At 66.3% G+C, this 22,815-nt stretch carries 22 protein-coding genes and 3 pseudogenes; 5 read left to right on the plus strand and 20 right to left on the minus strand.

Features of this window, described 5'->3' with window-relative positions:
• Positions 1 to 415: 415 nt before the first annotated feature.
• Positions 416 to 1,219 carry a HEAT repeat domain-containing protein gene (locus tag IEY68_RS08615; RefSeq protein WP_062996350.1) on the minus strand — a complete coding sequence of 268 codons (804 nt, stop codon included), beginning with the start codon at positions 1,217 to 1,219 and terminating at the stop codon, positions 416 to 418.
• Positions 1,220 to 1,363: 144 nt separating this feature from the next.
• Positions 1,364 to 2,182, minus strand: coding sequence for an alpha/beta fold hydrolase (locus tag IEY68_RS08620; RefSeq protein WP_062996348.1), 819 nt, complete (start codon positions 2,180 to 2,182; stop codon positions 1,364 to 1,366).
• Between the two features lie 78 nt (positions 2,183 to 2,260).
• Between IEY68_RS08620 and IEY68_RS08625 the strand changes: the two genes are divergently transcribed.
• Positions 2,261 to 3,085, plus strand: coding sequence for a helix-turn-helix domain-containing protein (locus IEY68_RS08625; RefSeq protein ID WP_063916199.1), 825 nt, complete (start codon positions 2,261 to 2,263; stop codon positions 3,083 to 3,085).
• A 140-nt stretch (positions 3,086 to 3,225) separates the two neighbouring features.
• Here IEY68_RS08625 and IEY68_RS08630 read toward each other — a convergent pair whose 3' ends face one another.
• Positions 3,226 to 3,429: a hypothetical protein gene (locus tag IEY68_RS08630; RefSeq protein ID WP_189094140.1), complete on the minus strand. Its 204-nt coding sequence runs from the start codon at positions 3,427 to 3,429 to the stop codon at positions 3,226 to 3,228.
• A gap of 175 nt (positions 3,430 to 3,604) precedes the next feature.
• On the opposite strand from IEY68_RS08630, the gene IEY68_RS08635 reads away from it, so the two are divergent.
• Positions 3,605 to 3,991 carry a beta-sandwich lipoprotein gene (locus tag IEY68_RS08635; protein WP_062996344.1) on the plus strand — a complete coding sequence of 129 codons (387 nt, stop codon included), beginning with the start codon at positions 3,605 to 3,607 and terminating at the stop codon, positions 3,989 to 3,991.
• A gap of 301 nt (positions 3,992 to 4,292) precedes the next feature.
• On the opposite strand, the pseudogene IEY68_RS08640 reads toward IEY68_RS08635, so the two are convergent.
• From IEY68_RS08640 to IEY68_RS08685, 11 genes and pseudogenes are all read right to left on the minus strand, one after another.
• Positions 4,293 to 4,565: pseudogene (locus IEY68_RS08640) on the minus strand (dihydrofolate reductase family protein); the annotation flags it as partial.
• A 177-nt stretch (positions 4,566 to 4,742) separates the two neighbouring features.
• The gene (locus IEY68_RS36055; RefSeq protein WP_063916198.1) at positions 4,743 to 5,489 is read right to left on the minus strand and encodes a HEAT repeat domain-containing protein; all 747 of its coding nucleotides are present in this window, start codon (positions 5,487 to 5,489) and stop codon (positions 4,743 to 4,745) included.
• 294 nt (positions 5,490 to 5,783) lie between these two features.
• Positions 5,784 to 6,125, minus strand: a pseudogene (locus IEY68_RS37050) (zeta toxin family protein); the annotation flags it as partial.
• A 54-nt stretch (positions 6,126 to 6,179) separates the two neighbouring features.
• Positions 6,180 to 7,127 carry an ABC transporter substrate-binding protein gene (locus IEY68_RS08650; RefSeq protein WP_062996340.1) on the minus strand — a complete coding sequence of 316 codons (948 nt, stop codon included), beginning with the start codon at positions 7,125 to 7,127 and terminating at the stop codon, positions 6,180 to 6,182.
• A gap of 25 nt (positions 7,128 to 7,152) precedes the next feature.
• A complete protein-coding gene (locus tag IEY68_RS08655) occupies positions 7,153 to 7,860 on the minus strand; it encodes a class II aldolase/adducin family protein (RefSeq protein WP_062996764.1) in 708 nt (235 codons plus the stop codon).
• Between the two features lie 10 nt (positions 7,861 to 7,870).
• Complete coding sequence (locus IEY68_RS08660) at positions 7,871 to 9,028, minus strand: LLM class flavin-dependent oxidoreductase (RefSeq protein ID WP_189094143.1); 1,158 nt, start codon at positions 9,026 to 9,028, stop codon at positions 7,871 to 7,873.
• Complete coding sequence (locus IEY68_RS08665; RefSeq protein ID WP_062996336.1) at positions 9,025 to 10,071, minus strand: LLM class flavin-dependent oxidoreductase; 1,047 nt, start codon at positions 10,069 to 10,071, stop codon at positions 9,025 to 9,027. The genes IEY68_RS08660 and IEY68_RS08665 overlap by 4 nt, the downstream gene beginning before the upstream one ends.
• Positions 10,068 to 11,117, minus strand: coding sequence for an ABC transporter substrate-binding protein (locus IEY68_RS08670; RefSeq protein ID WP_062996334.1), 1,050 nt, complete (start codon positions 11,115 to 11,117; stop codon positions 10,068 to 10,070). Before IEY68_RS08670 ends, IEY68_RS08665 begins: the two co-directional genes overlap by 4 nt.
• Before the next feature lie 11 nt (positions 11,118 to 11,128).
• Positions 11,129 to 11,926, minus strand: coding sequence for an ABC transporter ATP-binding protein (locus IEY68_RS08675; protein WP_062996332.1), 798 nt, complete (start codon positions 11,924 to 11,926; stop codon positions 11,129 to 11,131).
• Positions 11,923 to 12,786, minus strand: a complete 864-nt coding sequence (locus IEY68_RS08680) for an ABC transporter permease (RefSeq protein ID WP_189094144.1) — start codon at positions 12,784 to 12,786, stop codon at positions 11,923 to 11,925. Before IEY68_RS08680 ends, IEY68_RS08675 begins: the two co-directional genes overlap by 4 nt.
• Position 12,787: 1 nt before the next feature.
• Positions 12,788 to 13,849, minus strand: coding sequence for an NrtA/SsuA/CpmA family ABC transporter substrate-binding protein (locus IEY68_RS08685; RefSeq protein WP_062996330.1), 1,062 nt, complete (start codon positions 13,847 to 13,849; stop codon positions 12,788 to 12,790).
• 269 nt (positions 13,850 to 14,118) lie between these two features.
• Here IEY68_RS08685 and IEY68_RS08690 point away from each other — a divergent pair, with 269 nt between their 5' ends.
• The gene (locus tag IEY68_RS08690) at positions 14,119 to 14,874 is read left to right on the plus strand and encodes an IclR family transcriptional regulator (RefSeq protein WP_062996328.1); all 756 of its coding nucleotides are present in this window, start codon (positions 14,119 to 14,121) and stop codon (positions 14,872 to 14,874) included.
• Positions 14,875 to 15,030: 156 nt separating this feature from the next.
• A complete protein-coding gene (locus tag IEY68_RS08695; RefSeq protein WP_062996325.1) occupies positions 15,031 to 15,612 on the plus strand; it encodes an Rv1733c family protein in 582 nt (193 codons plus the stop codon).
• Positions 15,613 to 15,693: 81 nt separating this feature from the next.
• Here IEY68_RS08695 and IEY68_RS08700 read toward each other — a convergent pair whose 3' ends face one another.
• The 6 genes and pseudogenes from IEY68_RS08700 to IEY68_RS36060 all read right to left on the minus strand — a co-directional run.
• Positions 15,694 to 16,734, minus strand: coding sequence for a phosphotransferase family protein (locus tag IEY68_RS08700; protein ID WP_062996324.1), 1,041 nt, complete (start codon positions 16,732 to 16,734; stop codon positions 15,694 to 15,696).
• A gap of 244 nt (positions 16,735 to 16,978) precedes the next feature.
• Complete coding sequence (locus tag IEY68_RS08705) at positions 16,979 to 17,392, minus strand: hypothetical protein (protein ID WP_062996322.1); 414 nt, start codon at positions 17,390 to 17,392, stop codon at positions 16,979 to 16,981.
• 42 nt (positions 17,393 to 17,434) lie between these two features.
• Entirely contained in the window at positions 17,435 to 18,376 is a 942-nt protein-coding gene (locus IEY68_RS08710; protein WP_062996320.1) for a formylglycine-generating enzyme family protein, read from the minus strand.
• Between the two features lie 11 nt (positions 18,377 to 18,387).
• Positions 18,388 to 20,739 (minus strand): arylsulfatase, encoded by a 2,352-nt coding sequence (locus IEY68_RS08715; protein ID WP_189094145.1) that lies wholly within the window; start codon positions 20,737 to 20,739, stop codon positions 18,388 to 18,390.
• Between the two features lie 373 nt (positions 20,740 to 21,112).
• Complete coding sequence (locus IEY68_RS08720) at positions 21,113 to 21,700, minus strand: HdeD family acid-resistance protein (RefSeq protein WP_062996316.1); 588 nt, start codon at positions 21,698 to 21,700, stop codon at positions 21,113 to 21,115.
• A 275-nt stretch (positions 21,701 to 21,975) separates the two neighbouring features.
• A pseudogene (locus tag IEY68_RS36060) lies at positions 21,976 to 22,176 on the minus strand (12-oxophytodienoate reductase); the annotation flags it as partial.
• Between the two features lie 162 nt (positions 22,177 to 22,338).
• On the opposite strand from IEY68_RS36060, the gene IEY68_RS36910 reads away from it, so the two are divergent.
• Positions 22,339 to 22,578: a 2Fe-2S iron-sulfur cluster-binding protein gene (locus IEY68_RS36910; RefSeq protein WP_308434955.1), complete on the plus strand. Its 240-nt coding sequence runs from the start codon at positions 22,339 to 22,341 to the stop codon at positions 22,576 to 22,578.
• The last annotated feature ends 237 nt before the right edge of the window (positions 22,579 to 22,815 follow it).

Here is a 22,815-nt window from a genome sequence, read left to right on the forward strand (position 1 = left end):
CGCGCCCTGCGGTGGGGCTCGAATTCTGGGACGGCAGCACGATCCGACCCCATGGTGAAAGCCCCGGCACGATGCGCGTGCGGTCCGAGGATGCGCTGCGCCACCTGGTCTGGGCACCTGGCGAACTCGGCTTGGCACGTGCGTTCGTCTCCGGCACAGTGGATCTCGACGGCGACATCTTCGAGATCCTTCGAGCACTCCAGTCGACCGCGCCGAACGACGCCCGCCTCGGTCTCGGGGCGGCCTGGCAGGCCATCGGCGCGGCGCGGCGACTCGGGGCGCTCGGTCGCCGCCCGCAGCCACCACCGGAGGAAGCGCGGCCGCAGCGCGGACCGCTGCACACCCGGGAACGCCGATATGCCCGCGACACGGCGTGTCTGGGGATAGACCGTACCGGCCTGCGACAGAAGCACTTTCAGGATTCGCGGGCTGCGATTGCGGCTTGGATTCGTCGCAGCGTGCGCAGGCCCTTCTTCGCGGCGACGCTCACCATGCCGTCGAAAACGGTCGAGCCCCGGTCGTGGGCCATCAGCCGTTCCAGTGTGGGCACGGCACGATCGTCGCCGGTCGAACCGAGCGCGACAGCCGCCCAGTATCGCTGGTCCGGGTCGTCGCTATCGGCTGCCTCACACAACCTCGAGATGACGTCCGGGGCAAATTTGGCCAGCGCGCTGGCGATATAGCCGATCCGGTAGTACCGGCGGTTCTCGAATTCGTCCCATAGTGCAGCCAGGGCGGCATCGCCGCCGATCCTGCCGAGGGCCTCGGCGGCACGTTCGCGCATTCCGCCGATCGAGTCCTGCAGCGCGGGCGTGAGCGCCGGGACGATCGATTCGTCGCCGAGTGTGCCCAGAGCGATCACTGCTTGCTCTCGAGCCATCTCCTGTGGGTGGTCCAGCATCGCGACCAAGCCGGGAACCGCGTCGCGGAAGCCGAGTGCCGCGCAGCCCATCGCGGCCCATGCCTGGCAGTTGTACCGAGTGTCGGCCAGTGACGCGAGTAGCGGTGCCTTCAGAGTGTCGTCGCCGAAGACCGCCGCCCGGTTCAACGCCCGGCTGTAGAGCGACCGGTGATAGTCGGGATAGTCGCGGACGAGCGTGCACAGTGCTTCCTTGGCGGAGGTGTCGCCGTGCGCAGCTCGCACGAGCAGGAGCCGCAGATTTTCCTCGCGGGTCTCGAGATCGCCGTCTTCGAGGCATCGTGCATCAGCTGGGTTCACCGCCCAACGGTACCTGGCAACCTGCAGCGTTCGAGCACGCTGGACGGCTACCACGAGCACCTGCACCGACGCTGAACGACGTCATCCGCAACGGCGCCCGCCGCACCCGCGACAACAAGCGCTTACCAGGACGTTCGTGACGACCTAGAGTGCGCTGTCGAGAATCGAGCGGGCGAGGGCGTCGGCGTCCTCGAGCATCGCGAGATGCCCGACTCCGCGAAGGTACTCCAGCTCGGCACCGGGCACCGCCTCGTACTGGCGCGCCGATGCCGGGTCCCAACGAGGGTCGGAATCCCCGAAGATCACGAGGAGGGGTTTTCCGGCGTCGACGAGGCGCTGGGGTACGGTCCGCGCGGCGATATAGTCGCCGTTGGCGGCGAGAATCGCGCGGAACGCGCGATAAGACGTCCTTCGCAGGTCGGCCGCAGCCCCGTCGGGCACCGTGATCGGGGCCGCCGCGGTCGCCGCCAGTCCGCGGCGGATCATCGAGTCGGTACGGATCGCCCACACGAGCGGACCGAAGGGCGGCGAAGTGAGGGCCCGGATGATCGCCGGCTCGGGGAGCAGCGCTGCGTGACCCGGCCCCGTGCTGACCAGGACCAGCTCGCCGACCAGGTCTGGACGCCGCTCCACGAGGGCGGTAGCGACGTACCCGCCGCTGGAGTGACCGACCACCTTCAGATTTCGGGCGCCGAGCTCGTCCAACACCGCCGCCGTCCGATCCGCCTGCTGCGGAACGGCGTACGTCGACGCCGGCTCGGACCGGCCGCATCCCGGAAGGTCGATCGTGATCACCCGGTACTTCGTGGCGAGCGACGGCACCACCGGTGCCCACATCGAACCGGTCGCGCCCGAGCCGTGGATGAGTAGCAAGGGCGGTGCCGCCGGGTTTCCGTCGATGACGACGTGCACTCCGCGGACTGTCATGTCATCGCCTGTCCGGGTGGGACTCGATTCGCTCATACCTTCAGCTTCGTCGCGGGCTCGTCGCGCCGTATTGGACGAATGTCACGTCAGCCCACTCCGGCTAGCCTGGAATGTATGACCGCAACCGGCCGATTGGACTGGAGTCGGGTCGATGTCGCCGTCCCGGTCCGACTACCGGATCCGGGAGTCCGGATGGCGGGTTTCCGTTACCACGACGTTGCCCCCGTCGACATCACGATGATCCCGCATCCCTTGATCACGCTCCTGTTCGATCTCAGCGAGCACGGAGTCGTCTACGACGTTCACGGGCACCCGGTCACGGGGAACGCGGTCGTCGGCCTCCGCGCCGGCGCCTTACGCATCACCAGCGCCGGGGCCGGCGACGTCCTGCAGATCCGTGTGTCCCCCGTCATCGCCGCAGCGATTCTCCGAGACACCGACATCATCGGCGGCACCGTGACACCGTTGCCGGAACTGTGGGGCAGCCGCACTGCCATCTTGACCGAGCGACTCCGTTCGACGCCGTCGTGGGACGACCGGTTCGCAATCGCGGCCGCTTTCCTTCGAAGCCGGGTACCTCGCGGATTCGGTGTAGCACCCGAGATCACGTACGCCTGGGATCAGACCGTCCGCACCAGAGGCCGGCTCCGCATCGAGACCCTTGCCACGGAGACCGGCTGGACCCGCCAGCGACTCTGGTCGCGCTTCCGGACCTATATCGGGGTCTCGCCCAAGCATGCGGCCGAACTCGTCCGCTTCGACCATGCCGCCCATCTCCTAGCGGCAGGGCGCTCACCTGCGGAAGCCGCCGTCGAGGCCGGCTATGCCGACCAATCCCATCTTCACCGTAGAACGAAGGCGATTACCGATATGACCCCCACTGTCGTCGCGAGGGCACCATGGCTCTCGATCGACGAAGTCGCCTGGCCGACAACCTGATCCCCACCGCCGAACGAATATCGACGGCCTGTCCGACGGGTATATGAGAACCGGAGTGAGCACACTCGTCCCGCGAGGCCGGCCCGCGGTCCCGCCGGATCTGCTGGGGTCGCGATTCCCGTTGCGGGCCTCTGCTTCGTTCAGACTGCGCTTCCTGCCGACAACGCCCCGAGTGCGCGTAGGGCCTCCGCGGTCTCCCGCTGGGCTTCCGCCTGTGCGAGGGCAGCATGTGCCTGCGCCTGAGCGATCACGTTCCGCCGCTCCGCTCCGCTGGTCGTCTCCCCGGTGGTGAGGCCACTGAGTAGTGCCTCGGCGCGCTGCTTGTGGGTGGTGTAGTCATCCATCGGGCGATTCTCGCACCCGACGGCGCCGGCCACACCGAAGGTAGAATCAGCACCGATCACCCTCACCCACAGAGGTTCTGCCACTCCAGTTCACGCTCGAGTCGTTGTCCGAGCCTCTCGATCGTGAGGTGACCATCGTTGCGGGGGTTCACCACCGCCGAGGTAGAGGCAGGGAATGACGAAGAAGCTCATCGCCGCTGCTGCGGCTCTGTCCGCGGGCGTCATCGCACTGACCGGGTGCTCGAGTGACGCCGACGTGGTGTCCAAGAACCTGTCCAAAGAATCCGACCAGTTCAAGATCAACCGCCGCGTGGTGTTCTTCAACGGAATCACCGACAAGTATCTGCTGTCCATCGAGGGCAAATGCTCGATCAAGGACGAGAACAGCCAGCTCGAGGTTACTTGTAAGACCGGTGATGACGAATACAAGAAGCACTTCCTCGGACTCTCGGACAACGTGAGCTACTTCGTGGAACAGCTCGAAGACGCCAACGTCAGCCGTTACCACTACAAGGTGATCTTCAAGCCCGAGACCATCCTCCCCGACGTCGACCGCCCCTGAGCCCGGGCTCCGGCCGACTACCGAACCCGCGCCTCACCGATGGAATTCAGCCGAGACCCACCCAGGTTCCCCCGGCGACACCCTCCGGGAATCGACGAACCCGCGCGCTCGGGCCGAAGGTGCCAGGACACGGCGAACTGGATGCCGCCGACGCCCGCCGAACCGATCTCGCCGACAGCAGAGGTCCGACGCGACCGTCGAGACGCACCCGGTGCACGCGTTCACCACGCTCGACGTCGACGATCGCATCGCCGCGGTGACGGCCCGCGCTCGAGCGCGGGCCACTCCGGTCGACCGGACCTCAGTCGGCGAGGTAGCGCAGCATCACCACGCTGTCGAAGTGCCTCGTCTCGGCCAATCGGAGCTGGATGCGCTTGTCCAGTGATGGGAACAACGGTGTGCCGCCGCCGAGCACCACGGGCGAGAGGAACAGCTGGTACTCGTCGATGAGCCCGGATGGCATCAGCGAGGCCGCGAGGCTCGCGCCACCGACCTCCATGACGCCATCGCCTCCGGCCTTGAGCCTGCGGACCTCCTCGACCGCGTTCTCGCTGACCGGGGTGCTGTTCCAGTGCCATATCCGCCGGCTTCTCGGCGCTCGCACCGGCCGGCGACTCCAGGTCCGGCAGCCGGGTACTGCGGATTCCGGCGAGGTCGTCGGGATGGGTGAACGAATCGTCACCCTGCTCCCCATTGCGGCAATACCTCGCGCCCGGCCGGATTCGGCGGTCAGAGCTGTTGATGGCGATGGTCACGTCCGCGCCGCGTCACGCACTTCGAGATCGGGGTCGGTGAAAAGGCGTTCCAGGAGTCGACGAGCCTCGCCCCCGCGGTATCTGTGCAGCGCCGAGGCGAGCGCGTATCGAACGTCCGGGTTGGGATGGTCGACAAGGTGGGCGATATCGGTGACATCGCCGCGGCTCTTACTGCCCAAGCCGTACAGTGCGTCGATCAGATCGTCGTCATTGTCCGCTTCGCGCAGTTGCGCCAGCAGTTGAGGTTTCGTGGGCTCCGAAGGGTCTGTGGTGAACCGGCGACGTAGGTCGGCGGCCTTGAACTCACCACGTCCCAGACAAGCCGGACACGCGCAGGGCCGCTGACCGTGCGCATCGGGGCGATACCGCCAACCCGTCACCTGCCGCACATGCCGAATCCGATGCAGTTCGGCGGGTGCGATCGAGCGAGGTACCACGATCTCGTACCCGCGCGCGTCCTCCGCGTGAAGGATGACCGAAACAGCCTCGGCTACCGGCATTTCTGTCTCGGGGGCGCGGTAGTGTCCGACGAGAACCGGTTCGTCGTCCGGGATTCGGAAATCCACCGCGACGATCAGCCGCTGCCCGCCGCGCCGAAGCTCCCGCAGCCACTGATGCGAGAGCATATAAGACGGCGTCACCGGCATACAGAACACTCCGCGTCGGGGTCCGCCCGCAGCGATGCCCGCGCGACGGATCCGCCGAGCGTTCTTCTCCGGTGTCAGGTGCACAAGCAGGGCCACAGGACGGACCCTACTGACTCGCTGTTGCCCACGCCGAGTGGATCCAGCGGATACTCCAGCGACAGAACCGAACTGCGGAGACCGATCGTGTACTTCTCTCCCGATTCCGCCGGCAACACCAGGGGGCGCCGTCCACACCATGCAGCAGTTCATGCCTCCTGACGCCGATATCCACACGCAACCTCGGTAGCGCCGCCACGGGCGAGAAGTCGAACGACAGGAACTGTCAGAGATCGAGGGATGACGCCGAAAACGATTGCGATCCTCTGGCGTCGGATACAGATAGTCGTGTGCCGTGAAATCGTTTTCCTGATAAAGGCGTGAATATTCTGGATAGAATTTTTCCAGCTCGTCGGCCTGAATCAATGCCGCGCCACCCATATCGGACGGTCGATCGCGAATACTGTTTACCAGTGTCGATTTTCCGGCACCGGGCTGTCCGCCGACCACATACAGTACAGGTTTTTCCACCTGTTTCAGGGAGCGGCCCGGCCGGTCGGTAAGGAGCGCCGGCGTTCCCCTTTCGCTGCTCGGGCATTGTTCGGACTTGGCCGAGGTTCGGACCAGGAGCCGTCGGCGGATCCCGGCATCGCTCGATGCCTCGCGGTGGACAGCCGCTCTTGCCCTCGACCCCACCAGCCCCCCATCTGCTCCGCCTACGGCCTGCTCCGGGTGGAAACTGGGCGAGTCTCAGCCCGATGTGACCGACCGATGTGCCTCGACGACTTCGCCGATCCACGGCAGAACCGCGGCGCGGACGTCGACCGTTCGGGGCAGCAGACCGTTGGCGTGCAACAGGTCCGCGGAACGCTGCTGTTCGTCGAGAAATTCATCGGTGACCGGGTTGACCCCGAAAGGTCGTCCACGCAACGCGGCTTCCCAGCGATCGAGATCCGCGGTGCCGCCGCGCCGCCGCGCGTCGTCGACGAAGAAACGCGCTGCTGCGCGCGGGTCGGCGACGATCCACGCGTCCGATTCCTGCAGGGCGGTGATGATCGCTTCGAGTTCCCGGCGGTGATTCTCGGCGAACTCGCGCCGGACGAACCACAGCGACGGGTGGCTGAAGAGACCGTCGGTGTCGACGAGCGTGTGTACCTGCGCGGTGGCCTCGACCTCCGCCAACGCAGGGTAGGCGCCGACCCAGGCATCGATATCGCCACGCAGCAGGGCGGCACCACCCTTGTTCACGTCGATATCGACCGGGACGATATCGGACCAGCGCTGCCCCTCACGGTCGAGAGCGAGCAGGGCCAGCGTGGTCTGCCATGAACCGTGCGCGATCCCGACCCGCTTGCCGCGCAGATCAGCGACGGTACGGATACCGGAGTTGGCGAGGCTCACCAACCGCCCGTTCTCGATACGAGGGCCGGAGATCCCGACATACACCAGGTCGCGTTCCTGCCCCAGGCCGGTGATCGGCGGGGTGAACCCGGTGCCGATGAAATCGTATCCACCTTCCTCGAACAACCAGTCCGAGTGCAGCGTCGGCAGCCCCGTGCGGGGATCGGCCCGAGGCGGGGCCGGTAGCTCGCGCAGATCCACCCATTCGACGTCGGGAAGGTGGCGTTCGAGCAGGCCGTTGTGGCGCAGCACGAACAAGGAGTTGTTGTTCGGGAAGTAGCCGATACGAATAGTCATGGGAGAGCTCCTTTTCGGCTATATGTCAGACGAGACCGCGGCGGCGGGCCTCGTCGAGCAATCCACTGCGACCCCACTGCGCCACGAGGTTCGTCGGGTCGAAGTCGACAGAGCCGCCGACGAGTTCACCGAGTGCCTGGTACTGGGCGCCTTCTTCGAGCAGGACCACGAATTTGGCGAGGTCGAGCAGGCCCGACCGGCCGATCACGTTGACGCCGCCGTTGGCCTCGAAGATCGCGACGAGATCCGGGTCGTCGACGAGGCGGTCGAGGATGAAATCGCCGGGTGCCCGGCTGCGGTCGATATGTGCGGGGATGTCACGTGAGAGGGTCAGGCGCTGCGAGGCCGCGTACGTGATGCGCAGTGTGCGGTGGGTCTGTGCCCACCCGCCCAGCCACGGCGTATGTACGTGCACGATCGAGGTGATCTCGGGATGCTTGCGGAACACCTCGGCGTAACCGGTGACGAATCCGGCCGGACCGTCGCCGGCCAGTACCTCTCCGTCGAATGTCGCGAGGATCGGCTTCGCGTTCCGGTCCTGCGCCCACGGGCCCGGCTCGTTGAGAGCGAGGGCCAGTTCTTCCCCGGGGACCCGCTCGACGAAGTTCACGGTGCCGTTGGCAGAAACGGTGCCGGTCTCGCGGAACACGCGGAACGCAGTATCGGCTGCGCGGCGAGCGTCGTCGACGAAAGCCTCGATCGTGGGGGTGACGCGGGTTTCGGTGCTGGTCATGATTGCTCTCCTAACGGGTGGAAAGGGTGCGGACCCGGGTGGGAGTGGTGCGCTGTAGGAGCGGCAGCACTTCTTCGCCCACGCGGTAAGCCTCTTCGAGGTGGGGATTTCCGGCGAGGATGAACGCGTCCACGCCGAGGTCGGTCAATTGGTCGAGGCGTTCGGCGATCTGCTCGTAGCTGCCCACGAGCCCGAACGCCGGCCCGCCGCGGATGAGGCTGAATCCGCACCACACGTTGGGTTGGACTTCGAGGTCGCGGAAACCGGTGATGTGCTGCGGCACCCAGCCTTTGATACGGGCCGCGCCGACGGAGTCGCCCTGGGCGGCCCGGTCGGCTGCCGCGCGGTCTACGGATGCCCAGCCCTTCTCGATCTCTGCCCACGCGGCCTCTTCGGTATGCCTGGCGACAATGTCGATCCGGACCGCGAACTTCGGTGCGCGGCCCGACTTCGCGGAATGTGCACGGACGCCGTCGAACTTCACCCGTAGGTCGTCGAACGGTTCGAGCCACGACAAGTAGTAGTCGGAGTGTCTGCCCGCGGCGTCCACCGCAGCACCGGACGACCCGGAGAAGTACACCTCGGGGAAAGGCTGGCCCGCCAGCAGCGGCGGCAGCGCCGCGCCCGCGGTCTCGAAGAATCGCCCGTCGTAGTCGAAGGGTGTGCCCTCCCACACTCCGCGCAGAACGTCGAGGAACTCCGAGGTTCGCGCATAGCGGTCGTCGTGCTGCACCTTGTCGCCCCACCACAACTGCGGCGCTCCACCGCCGCCACTGATGATGTTGTAGACCAGGCGTCCCCCAGTGGCACGTTGCAGACTCGCGGACATCCGGGCGGCCTGTAGCGGGTGCAGGAAGCCGGGTTGGAACGCCACCATGAAGCGGTAGGTATCGCTTTCCCGGGCGAGCGCGGACGTGGTGGCCCACGGGTCCTCGGTGATCGGGAAGGAGGGCAACAGCCCACCGACGAATCCTGCGGACTCCGACGCCTTCACCACCGCGGCCATATGGTCGATGTAGCTGTATCCGTCCAACCTGCCGCCGCGGATCGCGGGCGCGATATTGCCCGGCCGGTGGCCACCGGCGTGCCCACGGTTGTAGCGCCGTGGGGTGCGCAACGACGCATGGTCTCCCTCCATACCGATGCGCCAATAGAAGTCCGTGCTCACGCCTGGTTCTCCTGTCCTACGAGGGTGCGGCCGGCAGGGTCGGCGAGGTGCAGCAGGTGTTCTCCTGCTCGGTGCAATTCCTCGATATGCGGGTGCCCGGTCAGTTCGAACAACTCGATGCCGCGCGAACGGTAGTCCGAAAGCGCCTGCGCCACCTGTTCATAACTACCGACCAGGCCGATCGAACGGTTGTAGCCGATGCGGTCGAAGCCCGACCAGCGGGAGCCGTCGAGTGCGAGCGCCCGGATCTCGGCATCGTCTGCCTCCGGATGGACCTCGCGCCACTGGCGCAGTACGCGCGCCCACGCCTCGTCCTCGGTCTCACGGGCGATGACCGGCAAGGCAAGTCCCGCGCGCACGTTGCGCCCGGACCTGCTCGCCGCATCCCGCAAGGACGCCACCGCATCATCGACACCGTCGATGGTCTCGTCGAACACGTGTACGTCGCCATGCTCGGCCGACAGTTCTATCACCTCGAGCGAATTGCCGGACAGGTGCACGATGGGAAATGGCAGACCCGACAGGATGCCACGGAATCCGCCGTCGATGACGTCGTAGTATTCGCCGGCGAACTCGAAACCGGTACCGCCGAACCGTCCGGGCAGCACCTGTTCCTCATTCCACACGCCACGTGCGACGGTGAGGAATTCGGCTGCCCGCCGGTAGCGATCGGCGCCGGTGACCCGGTCACCGCGAGCCGCGGCGTCGGCGGCACCGGTTTCGACGCGCAACCGCCAGTCGAGCCGGCCGTTCGAGAGTCGTTGCAGGGTTGCCGACACCTTGGCTGCGTACACAGGTGTCCCGAAGGCGGGATGGAATTCGACGCCGACCCGCAGGTGTCGAGTCTGCCGCAGGGCCGAGCCGGCGACCACCCACGACTCCTCCCCCTCCGGATCGTACGGGGCGAGGACACCGTCGAGTCCGGACAGTTCGGCGGCGAGGACGACCTGATCGAGGAACTCGAATCCGCCGCGGTGTGCGGAGACGGAGTCGACATGGCGCCCGTCCCCGCGAGTCGGCAGCTCCCAGCGGAACTCGGTCACGACGACACCTCTCGCTCGGCGGCGAGCCGCGCGCTCGCCTGCTGCAGCGGCTCCGGGGCGACCCACGATGCGAGATCGAAGTCGGTGGCGAGGAAGCCGTGGGTGTAGAGGAACTGTTTCTGAACGTCGAGCAGTTCGATCCGCTCGTCGGACAGCGTCGGGTGCAGGCCACGGTGGAATGTGTCGCCGTACGCGGCCTCGACTCCCGCCGCGCCGGAGAAGGTCTCCCGAGCCAGTACGGTGCGGACCTCGTCGAGGTTGTCTGCTGCCCAGTTCGCGGCCCGCAGCGTCTGTGTGAGGAACCCGACGACCAAATCGGGGCGCGACTCCAGCAGGTCTGCGTGCACTGTGATCGGGCGCGGGGTTCCATTGTTGACGCGTGAGCGCTTCGACTCGGTGGCATCCAGGTCCACTGCGATACGCAGGCCGTGCTCGCGAGCTACCTCCTGAGCGCGAGCGCCCTTGACGTAGATCGCATCGACGTCACCGGCAAGCAGCGCCTCCACACCCCAGGTGGTGACTCTCCGGCCGGCAGCGTCCTCGCCCCGCACCTGCGGATTGCGCTCGACCGCGACCTCGACGGGCCGGACATCCACGAAGGTGAGCCCACCGAGTACGAGCGCGTTCGCGAACCCGTGCAGAGCCATCGCCCGGGGAAAGCTGCGTGCCCGGTCCTGCGCCCACGCGGGGACCGCGATCCGCAGCCCGGCCAGATCACTCGGTCCGGAAGCGGGCGAATCGGGTGCCACCAGGATCGCTTGCGCTTCGTCGATCCAGGTCAGGCCGATCAGTCGGGTGGGTGAGCCCTCGGCCCGTGCCGCGAGTGCGGGCACATTGCCGCCCTCGCGGATCAGGCCCAGTAGCCGATGGTCGAAGTGCCGCGGCGCCAGTTCGGGACCGGCATCCTGCAACACTCCCAGACCGATCCCCGCCTCGGCGGCGGTCTCGCTCAGCCAGCCGAGACTGTGGGCCAAGCCGCTCGCGGTGGGCACGGGGCAACGCGTGTACCAGAGAGTGTCGAGGACAGTGTGGGTTGCAGCGGTCATCGCGTGCTCCTTCAGGTGGTCGTGGGGGAAGGTGTGCGGCCGACACCCAGCTCGGCCAAGAAATCCGCGCGGTAGCGCAGCGACTCCGGATCGGTGCGGTCCCGGGGGCGGGCAAGGTCGATATCGGTATCGACGGCGAACCGGCCCTCGTTGAGGATCAGTACCCGGTCGGCCAGCCGGACCGCCTCGTCGACGTCGTGGGTCACCAGTAGGACCGCCGGCCGGTGCCGCGCGACGAGGTCACCGACCAGATCCTGCATCTGTAGTCGGGTCAGCGCGTCGAGAGCCGCGAACGGCTCGTCGAGCAGCAGCAGTTCGGGTTCGCGAACCAGTGCCCGGGCCAGCGCCACCCGCTGTGCCTCGCCACCCGACAGAGTCGCCGGCCACTGGCGCGCCTTACCTTCGAGGTTGACCTCGGCCAGCGCGCGGGTCGCGCGCTCCTTCGTCTCGGCGGTGCGGCGTTGTCCGATGGTGACGTTGCCGAGCACCCGCTTCGACGGGATCAGTCGCGGCTCCTGGTAGACGGTTGTCCGGCGGGACGGTACGAGAATCTTTCCGCCGTCCGGCTTCTCGAGACCGGTCAGCAGCCGCAGCAGGGTGGTCTTCCCGGTCCCGGACGGCCCGAGGAGGACGACGAACTCGCCACGGCGGATCTCCAGGTCGATCCCGTCGAGAACGGTGTTGTCACCGAACTTCTTGTGCAGACCGGTGATCGACACCGCAATCGGTTCGCCCGCTCGGCGGGCGGTTGCCGACGCGGGGCTCTGGGTGCGGGTGGATAACGGAGGTAAAGGTGCTTCAGGGCTCATCGGGCAGCCACTTGCCCGCGCCACGGCATCGCGAACCGTTCGATGATCCGGACCACACCGTCGAAGATCAAGCCCAGCAACGCGTACAGCACTACGCAGAGCACCATGTAGTCGGTGCGGTTGTACTCCTGTGCGAGGGTCACCAGATATCCGATCCCTTCCCTGGTTCCCACCTGCTCCGCCGCGATCAGGCCGGTGATCGCGATGGAAAGGCATATCCGCAGCGCCATCAGCACCCCGGGAAGTGCCGAGGGGAGGATCACCTCGAACACCAGTCGCGGGCCTGTCGATCCGAAGCTCCGCGCCGCTTCGACCATCTTGCGATCTACGTTGCGGACGCCGAGGTAGGTGTAGGCGTACATGGGCCCGACAGTGGCAAACGCGATCAACAGCACCTTGAACGTCTCGTCGATACCGAACCAGGCGATGAAGAGGGGAACCAACGCGAGGAACGGAACTGCTCGGTTGATCTGCATCGTGGAGTCCACGAGCTCCTCACCGAGGCTGGACAACCCGGAGACGGCACCGAGGATCAGCCCCGTCACGACCCCGAACAACACTCCGAGAGCGGCGCGATTGAACGAGGCGATCGAGAAGTCGACGAGCTGTCCGGTCTGGTACAACTCCGAGAAAGCCGTCCACACCTTCGGGGGCCCGGCGAGGATCTCCTCGGGAATCACACCGGCTGCCGAGCCGATCCACCACACCGCAACGAGCAGGGCGGGCACGAGAAAGCGCAGCGGGATCGACGCCCACCGGGGCCGGCGACGGCCGGCCCGGTATCGCGGCACCTCCAGGTCGGGTTCCCCGATGCTCTGATCGGGTGCACCTTTCGCGCGCGGTGGCGTCACGATCGCCATCTCATTTCCCCGTGGTCGGTGCGGGCCGGTTCCCGGCGGCGGCGAGTTTCTCCTCGAGCGGGTAGAAGACGTCCGCCGCGGTGACGGCCCGGGTGATCACACCGTTCTGGTAGAAAAGATCCGCAACTCCTTGCAGGTCGGCTGTGTCCTCGGCAGTCGGGTAGTGCGGCACCGTCGCCCGGCGCCCGAGGTCGATCGCACGCTCGAGCCGTTCACCGGACAGCGCTCTCGGCCCGGCCTTCTCGAACACGTTCTCGAAATCCGCGGGATCGGCCCGCTGACGCTCGACCAGTTGCTGCAGCGTCTCGAGGTACTTCGCGGCGACGTCGGGCCGCGCGTCGAGCACCTCGGTGCGGAACGCGACGATCGTATTGTCCGTGGAGCCGACGGTGGCCTCGGTCGCGATCTCGATGGCCCCGCGGGCCTTGGCTTCCGCGTACGGATCATTGAACGACGCCCACGCGTCGACCTGCCCGGTGGAGAAGGCGGAGGCGGCGTCCGATATCTGTAGCGGCACCCGCTCGACCTGGTCGAATGGAATCCCTGCCTGCTCCAGCGCCTTCAGCGTGATGTACTCTCCCTTCCCCGCCGGATTGACGGCGATTCGCTTGCCGACGAGGTCCTCGACCTCTCTGATACCCGAGTCCGGTGAGGCGATGATGCCGGCCTGATCCTGATCCACCGGATCGGCGACCGCGATAATTCGAACACCGACATCCTTCGAGAGCGCTCCGACGACCGGGCTGTAGGCACCACCGGAGACATCGAGCTCGCCGGCGTTGAACAACTTGAGGTTCGCGCTGAACGAAGGCGGAGCGTTGACCCACTCGACCTTCGCGCCCAACGGGGCGAGCGCTTCGTCGAAAGTACCGTCTCGCTTGGCCACCGCGAGCGGACCGGAGTTGCCTTCGTCGGTGACCTTGAGAACGAAGGTGGGTTCGCCGCCCGCTACGGATCCGTCCGCACTATCTCCACCGGAGCCGCACGCGGCGGCAACCAACGCAACGACGGGGAGGATTGCGAGAGCAGCGCGCACTCGAGATAGGCGGCGGTGGGGACGCATCGTGTTGGCTCCTAGTCCAGAGATGGCGGGGTGCTTAAGGAAGCTAGGCGGCATCCGTAGAGGCGCCCACCCTTACTTTTCCTATGACCGGAAAGCTTGACGGGAGAGCTGAGGGCATGTTTGTTCGCCTCTGGAAGCGGAATTGGCGACATTTCCCAGATAGAGGTCATAGCTGGAAGTCGCGTGGTCACATCCGAATGAATCCACACTTTCCACAATCCGGAAAATTCTATGACCGAGCTGGCCGCGTCCCGTGTTAGCGTCAGCACGTGGAGCCCACTTCCTCAGCCAATGGCCGACTCCAGTCCGTCACGCGCGCTCTGTCCGTCCTCGCCTGCTTCCGCAACGGCGAAAACCTCGGTGTCTCCGCGATCGCCCGGCAGCTGGACCTGCCGGTGAGCACTACTCATCGCCTGCTCTCCGCACTCGTCGAGGCAGGCTTCCTGGACAAGGTGGACTCGCCCAGCCGGTACCGGTTAGGGACCACGCTGGCCGAATACGGTCAGCTCGCCTATCGGCAGCACCGCATCCACCTCGCTGAACCACGCCTCGAAGAGCTGGCGACGATCACCGGCGCGAAAGCTTCCATCGCGACGCGGCACGGTAACGATGCCGTGCTGCTGGGAACCAGCAGTTGGCGCGAAGCGGATGGGCACGAGCTACAGGGACTCCGACTCCCCCTGCATGCGAGCGCACTCGGTAAAGCGCTTCTGGCCTGGGCGCAGACCAGCGAGGAAGAGTTGACCTGGTTGCCGTACGACAGTGGCACCGCACGTTCGATTTCCGGGCCGGTGGAGCTCGGAAAGGAACTCGCCCATACGCGCGAACGTGGTTACGCGTTCAACGACGAAGAGCTCGTGCGCGGATTCCGGACCATCGGCGTACCAATCGGTGATGAACCGGGACAGGTCCGGTTCGCCCTCGGGCTGCGCGGACCTGTCGAGCTGATGATCGACGAACGGGTTCCATTCTTCGTCGACCTCGCGAAGGTCACCGCCCGCAAGATCGCGGACGTCCTCCACTGAGCATCGGAGGATTCTCCTTGTCCGCGCCTGCTGGTTCCAGCGACCGCATCGGCGATACATGATGCGTATCACAGGCTTTCAGTACAGGTAACCGGAGCAGATCCTGGGATAGTCGAAGGGAACAGCACCGACCCTGCACCCATCCGGATAGAACGAATGGTCCCTCAACCGAGCAGATATCCCACCGCCGCGACGCGGCTGTGGCGCCTGCGCCCATGGCGCGAAAGTCCGTTGTCGCGTCCCGGAGATCGCCTCATCGGTTGGCTCGTATGTGGCGCGCTGCTCGTTACCGGCTGGGCCGTCCCGATAGCCACCGCGGTCGGGATCCACGCGCACGGAGCACTGAGCGAGTCCGCCGCCGAACAGGCAGCCGGGCGGTACCGCGTGCCCGCAACTCTTCGAGAATCCGCACCCTTCCCCAGCGAATACGACCTCTGCCCCACCACCGCGGCCGCCTGGACCGCCGCGGGTACACACCACACCGGCGCCGTCTACGCCCCGGCAGGCTACCGCCGAGGTGAGGTCGTCGAGATCTGGGTGGACCGCGCCGGCGCGCACACCACGGCACCTCCGAGTGAATCGTCGGTCCTGTTCGACGCCACCCTCATCGCCGTATTCACCTGGAGTGGTCAGATCCTGCTCTACAGCGTTCCGGCAGCGATAGCCGCCCGCCGCATCCGATTACGTCAACTGGATCAATGGGATATCGAGTGGGCGCGACTCCACGCCGGATTCTGAACCGGAACATGCCGGACGCCGCCCTACGGGTTCATCCGCCGGGGCGGGAGCACGCAGGTGAAACTTGTTGGATGTGTATGTTCAGCCGATGAGTACCGCGCGGGCGGATTCGGCGAGCCGGGCGGGTCGCTCCGACATCTCCGTCACGTCGATGTCCTGTTCACCCATCACTCCGGCGCGGAAACGCGCCGCCACGCCCTCCGCGATGGCTGCCAGCCGCCACAGCGCGAATGCCTGGTAGTAGGGCAGGTCGTCGAGTGCCCGGCCGGTGGCATCGGCGTAGCGTGCGAGCACCGTGTCGATATCGAGGTAGCCCTCGGCGGGGTCGGGAGCCCAGCCGAACGGTTCGGCCGAGGTCCAGGCGGCGGTGAGCCAGCCGATATCGGCCAGGACATCGCCGACGGACCACAGCTCCCAGTCCAGAACTGCCCGGACGGTTCCGTCGGGCCCGATCAGCAGGTTGCCCGGGCGGAAGTCGCCGTGGGTGATCCCGGTCCAGCGCTCGTCCGGCATCCGCCGGGCGAGGAGGTCATGGACCTCCCGGAGGGGCCCGGGTCCGACGCCACCGGCGGTGAGCTGACGGTGCCAGCGGCGCAGCTGGCGTTCCAGATAGCTACCGGGTCGCCGCTGCTCGGCAAGTGGCCCGGTGGTGGTGTCGACGCCGTGGACGGCGGCGAGCGTATCGACGATATTGCGGGAGGCGGCGTCGCGTATCTCCTGGGGGATCGCGGCGGCGGTCGCGGGGTCGTCGGGAACGATTCCGTCCACGTTCTCCATGACGTAGAAATCGGCGCCGGTCACGGCGTGGTCGGTGCAGCAACCCAGGACCGGGGGGACGGGAACCGGGCTGCCGGCGAGCAGGTCGAGGATCCGGAACTCACGGACGACATCGTGCGCGGAGGCGAGCACGTGTCCGGTGGGCGGCCGGCGCAGCACCCAGCGAGCGCCGGACTCGTCGTGGACACGGTAGGTGAGATTGGACCGGCCGCCGGTGATCAGCTCGAACCGCAGGGGTGGCACGGCCACTGGGATGTGTTCGGCGAACCAGGAGGTGACCCGCTCGATATCGATACCGGCGGCGACACTCGGGACTGCCGGTCGGTCACTTTCGTCGTGGACCATCGATGCGCCATCTCCTCGAGCTCCGCCACGGATGCCGTACCGCGGGGCGTCCTGTGTCCGACCAGTCTGCTACATATGAGACGTTCTGCGCTAGTGCCCCATATCGAGTGCCGTCCGGCATCGAAATCGGCCCGATCCGCCTTCACGAGCAGCGCGATGATCGCCTGCCGCCGGTCGTCGCCCAACGCCCTGAACAGCGGCCGGCACGAGGCGAACGTAGCCAGGATGCCGTCGGCCGCGGAGGTCACGGCGCGACCCCGGCCGCGAAATCGGTCCGGAGCCTGCGCAGCCGAGCCACCGGCAACCCGAGGGACTCCCCCTCCGCGATCCAGCCGTCGAGCATCAGTTCGGTCTGATCGGCCACCTTGGTGAAGTGGACATTCAGATAGCGGTCCGGATCGAATGGGGTAAGGGCGGGTAACAACCGACGTATCAGCCGTACCGCCCATTTCGGTGCGCGCGAGCGACTACCTCCGGTTTGCGCGGCGACGATCGCCGTCGCCTCCGCACCGGCCTCGGCCGCCGGAGTGATATCGGCGCGCAGGACAGGCAGCGACCAGTTCGCCGGCTGCAACGCCGCGATGTAGGGGATGATGAGCGCGGCCGTGCGCTCGCCCGCGCGATGAGCCGGGCGCGCACGCCGCCGGCGCGCGTACACCGCCGGTGTCCGTCGCGTCCGGTCGCCGACGACCGGAGTCGATCACGAATCCGTATCGGGCACGACGCAGCGGAAGCCGAGGTGACATGTGGCCGTGTCCACCGTCTGACTCTGCCGGGCAGCGGGTCGGTAGCGCAGGCAATAGTTGGCGGCGCACAGGTACGAGCCGCCCTTGACCACATGGCGCGGAAACCGCTGCGCTGTATCCGGTTCGGGATCATCGATGAGGGGGCTACGCGGGGCGCAGCAGGTCGTGGCCGGGCGATGCGCACGGATATTGTCGACGGTCCACTCCCACACGTTGCCGGTCATATCGGACAGCCCGTAGCCATTGGGTGAGTAGGTGCCGACCGCCGTGGTGCCGGGGGTACCCGCTTGCCCCCGGCCGGGGTGGAATTGCCAGGGGAAGGCACCGACCCACACATTGGCCATGCGCCGGCCGGTGGGTTCGAACTCGTCACCCCAGGTGTAGGTGGCCGAGTCCAGTCCACCGCGAGCCGCGTACTCCCATTCGGCTTCCGTCGGTAGTTGTTTGCCGGCCCACGCCGCGTATGCCGCGGCGTCGCCGTAGGCGATCTGGGTAACGGGGTGGCGGTCGCGCCTGTCCAGCGTGCTGCCGGGCCCGCGGGGGTGGCGCCAGCACGCACCTGGGACATACCGCCACCACCGGCGCCAATCGTCCATCGGGACCGGCCCCCCGGTGGGCCTGAACACCAGCCCACCGGGGGTCAGATTCTGCCGGCTCGCATCGGGATAGTCCTCGGCTGCGGGAGTTCGTTCAGCGACGGTGACGTATCCGGTCTGCTTCACGAAGCGACGGAACGCGGCGTTGGTCACCGGATGCGCATCGATCCAGAACGCGTCCACTCGCACCCGGCGCACCGGCCGCTCCTCGGGGAAGAAGTCGTTCGATCCCATCGCGAAATCCCCGCCGGAGATCCGGACCATGCCGCGGCGCGCTGCGGCGTCGGTTTCGGTGGTCATGGGAGGTCGCCTCAATCGCGCGAGAACGCGGCGGCCGCCGCCATCTCCAGGTCGTGGTACGGCTTGCCCGTCACATCTTCGATGACCTGATGCACGGTTCCTCCGGTGAACGGGAACGGCGACCGATAGCGACCGGTAACCGATTGTCCGCTGTCCCGGCCCACGCGGACCCCTTCTCCCACACCGGAGAACACGGTGGGCTGGATCCGCATATCGTCGAGTGAACCCACCGGATCCTCGTCGATGTAGAGGGTGGCTTCACCGGTCGGCGTGAAATTGTCGGGCCGGGTTCCGCGTCGTTCGTAACGAATCCCGAAGATGTGATCGCCGAGCGGTGCCGGGCGGTCGGAGATGATTGCCTGTTCCTCTTCACCGAGGAAGTTGTAGACGTACTGCAGGCGACCGTCCTGGACGAACAAGGCGTGCCCACCGAGCCGCCCGCCGTGGGCGAACAGCACCCCCTGCGCATCACCGCCGGTGACGGTCATCTCCGCGAGCAACGCGAACGACCGGCCGCGGATCTCGAGAGCCGCACCCGGCCCCACCTCCGCGAGGCCGGGGTAATAGACAGCGCGGTCCCGGCTCTTGGCGAACGACGGGCGATCGCGCATCATCGTGGAGACTATGTCGAGATCGTTGAGTGGCATTCCGCTGTACTTCCGTGCCTCCGAGAACCACAGCGCTTTCATCTCCTCCAGCTTCTCGGGGTGAACCTCGGCCAGATCGTGTATCTGGCTGCGGTCCTCCTCGATATGGAACAACTCCCAGCGGTCGGCGTCGAAATGTCCCCAACCGGAGGGGCACGCGGCGTGTACCGCGTCGGCGAACCACCCGCGATACCAGATGCCGCGTGTGCCGAGCATCGAATAGAACTGGGTGTGCTTGCCGACATCGGCATCCGCGTTATCGAGCAACCCCCGGAAACTGACCCCCTCCAAAGGACGCTGCACCACATTCTTCACCGTGTCCGGGGGCGTGATACCCAGCAGCTCGTAGACGGTGGGGGTGATATCGCAGACGTTGACGTATCGGTGGCGCAACTCGCCGCGGGCAGCTATCCCGGCCGGCCACGACATGAGGCATGGGTCGGCGATACCGCCTTCGTGCGAGGCATACCGTTTGTACAGTTTGTACGGCGTATTGAACGCCATCGCCCACCCGATGCTGTAGTGATTGTAGGTGGTCGGCGAACCCAGCTCGCCGAGCTTGGCCAGGCTGTCCTCGATCGTATCGATATAGCCGTTGAAGAATTTCATCTCGTTGGCGGACCCGTTCGGGCCTCCCTCGCCACTCGCGCCGTTGTCCGAGAAAGCGACGATGATCGTATTGTCCAGCTGACCACTCTCCTCGAGATAGTCGAGGAGCCGTCCGATCTGCGCATCGGTGTAGGACAGGTACCCCGCGAACACTTCCGCCTGCCGGCCGAACAGCTGCTTCTCGTCCTCCGACAGTGAATCCCATTCCCGCACCGTGTCCTGCGCCGGCCACGGTATGCCCTCCGCACTCTTCTCCGCCGTATACGGGTTCATGGGCGACAGTTCGGTGTTCGCCGGAACCAGGCCCATGCGTTTCTGGTTCTCCAGCACGATTTCGCGATACTTCTCGTAGCCCATATCGAATCGGCCGCGGTATTTGTCGGCCCATTCCCGCGCTACATGGTGCGGCGCGTGACCGGCTCCCGGGCACAGATAGGTGAACCACGGTTTGTCGGGTGCGATCACCTTCGCGTCGCGAATGAACTCGATCGTTCTGTCGGCCAGATCCTTCGACAGGTGATAGCCGTCTTCCGGCGCGTAGGGCTGCGAGATCGGGTGATTGTCGTAGACCAGATTCGGGAACCACTGATCGGCCTCGCCACCGAGGAAACCGTAGAACCGCTCGAACCCGCGCCCCAGCGGCCAATGCCGCTTCGACGCCGCGAGGTTTCCCTCCTCGAGCGGGGTCAGATGCCATTTCCCGACCGCGTAGGTGTTCCACCCGCGCTCGGCCAGGACCTCCGAGCACAACGCGGTGTCGTCCGGTATCCGGCCACACATGCTCGGGAACCCGTCGGTGAATTCTTCGATGGTCGCCATACCGACCGAGGTAGCGTTCCGCCCGGTCAGCAGCGAGGCACGGCTGGGTGAACACAGGGCGGTGGTGTGAAACTGCGTGAACTGGACGCCGCGGTCGGCGATACGTTTCATATTCGGCATCTCGACCAGACCGCCGTAGCAGTCCCAGGTGCCGATCCCGATATCGTCCCACACGAGATACAGAACGTTCGGCGCGCCCGGCGGCGCCCCGGGCTCGATGAAGGGCGCCCAATCGGCGACCGAATCACGAATATCGAGTGCGATATGCCCGTCGAACCTGCTGGTCATCATCAACCTCCGGAACGGAGTGCTGTCGGCTCGCCGTTTTTCCACAGGCCGGGCCCGCTACCTCACCGTGCACCCGCGCGTATGACGATCGCGGGGCCTCGACGCCTGGTTGGGCACTCCCAGCTCCGGCGACACTGCTGAGAGTCGAGGCTTGCTCGAGGCGCGACGCGCACGACCGCGCCTCCTCCCGGACTCGATATCCGGATACTCGCTGATCAACACCTTCCGTACCCATGAAAGCGCACCGACCGGACAGGATTCAAGTCACCGTTCGATCCGGGTCACCGCGCGCTCCGGTAGGTAGCCCTTGTGGGCACCGCCGCGAGCCGACCCGGCGCAAGAGTTCATATCCGGAGGGGAGTTCGGCGTGAACTCATATGGCGCTCGGCGTATTCTTCGCCCCGCTGCGCACGTGGAAAGCGCTGACGACCTCCACGATGCCCATGAAGATCAACCACCAGCCGGCCACCAGGGTCAGCACCGCGACCGAGTTGAACGGCCAGACGATCAACATCCCGCCACCGATCAGCAGCACGATGCCGAAAAAGATATTCCAGCCGCGCCCGGGGGTGCCCGAGGGCACGTCGGCGCCGGCGACCAGTACCGCAACGCCGCGGAACATCCAGCCGATACCGATCCACAGGGCCATCAGGAGCACAGCGTCGCCGAGATGGCGCAGTGCGAAGAAGGCCAGGATGAACGACAGCACGGCGCTGACGATCAGCATGACCCGCCAACCGCTCGACACATGACTGCCGAACGCCGCGACCAGCTGGAAGATGCCCGAAACCAGCAGGTAGATACCGAACAGGATGGCCAGGACCACGATCGTCGGTCCCGGCCAGAGCAGAACCAGGACACCGACGACCACCGACGCCGAGCCGATGATCAGCATCGCCTGCCACGCGCGACGTGCCAGTTGATGCAGCGGCCCCTCGTACTGTGTTTCGCTGGATGTCATGGAGGCATGATATGACGGCGACAGTCAATTGCTGATGATTAGCCGTCGGTGAACGGGGACCGCGCGTCAGCCGTGTCGTCAGCACCCGGTTCCGGCCGGGACTCGGCGGTTTCCGCCAGCGGATCACCTCGTAGCGAAAGATCACCGCCGCCGGATGGCGATGTTGTCGCAACGCTCGAAACCGGCCGAGTAGCTCGTTCGCCGCGATATTGCCACGCAGTCCACCTCCAGTCGACGCAGCGGGCGGGCAGGTGTGCGGCACGCAGCTCCGGATGGGCGCCGGTGAGCTTCTTGGCCCATCCGGCCGGCGACAGGTCACTGCCCTCGAACGCCGGCAGGTCGAAGCGCCGGCTATTGGCGTCGAAGACGTCGGCACCGGCATCGACGAGCGATCCGAGAAGCACCCCCAGCTCGTCCGGAGTCTCGGCGACGCGGGCGGTGTAGTCCTGCTGTTTGTGCTGGGAGAAGCGGAAGAGGCTGTCCACGACGCGACCACCCGCTCAGGCCTTGCCCGCAACCGTGTGCACGCCGAAGCCTTCACCTCACTGTCGGGGGACACTTTCGCCGAGGTCGTGTTCACCGGGACCGGCGCCGACACGGCGACCGTCTCGGCGACCGTCTCGGTCGGCCTCGACGGAGTGGAGCACGAGTTGCGCTGGCCGCGGGCAGCGAGCTTGGTCGATGTGCTGCTGTCCGAAGGGCTGAATGTGCCGTTCTCGTGCCGCGAGGGCGAATGCGGCTCCTGCGTCTGCACGCTGAGAGCGGGCAAGGTCGGCCTGGGCAACACATCCGTCCTCGACGAGGAAGACATCGCCGACGGCTACATCCTGGCCTGCCAGGCGCGACCGATCAGCGAGAACCTGAACATCGAGTTCTGATCACCCGATATCGCCGACCGGCGGCCCGCGATCACAGCTGTTCTCTCCCTCGGAGCGCTCCGAATGCAGGACGAAACCAGACCGTTGACAGGTCCTCTTGTGGGTGAGGCGGCAAGTTCTTACGATCATCTGGCCCCTGAGAGGAGTACCCATGACACACAATCCGGAAGCCCTAGTGTTCCGCGCCTGAAATACGTTGGATATATCGGGCGAGGGAGTCGAGGATCTCCTCAGCGG

Source organism: Nocardia jinanensis, assembly GCF_014645735.1.
GTDB lineage: Bacteria > Actinomycetota > Actinomycetes > Mycobacteriales > Mycobacteriaceae > Nocardia > Nocardia jinanensis.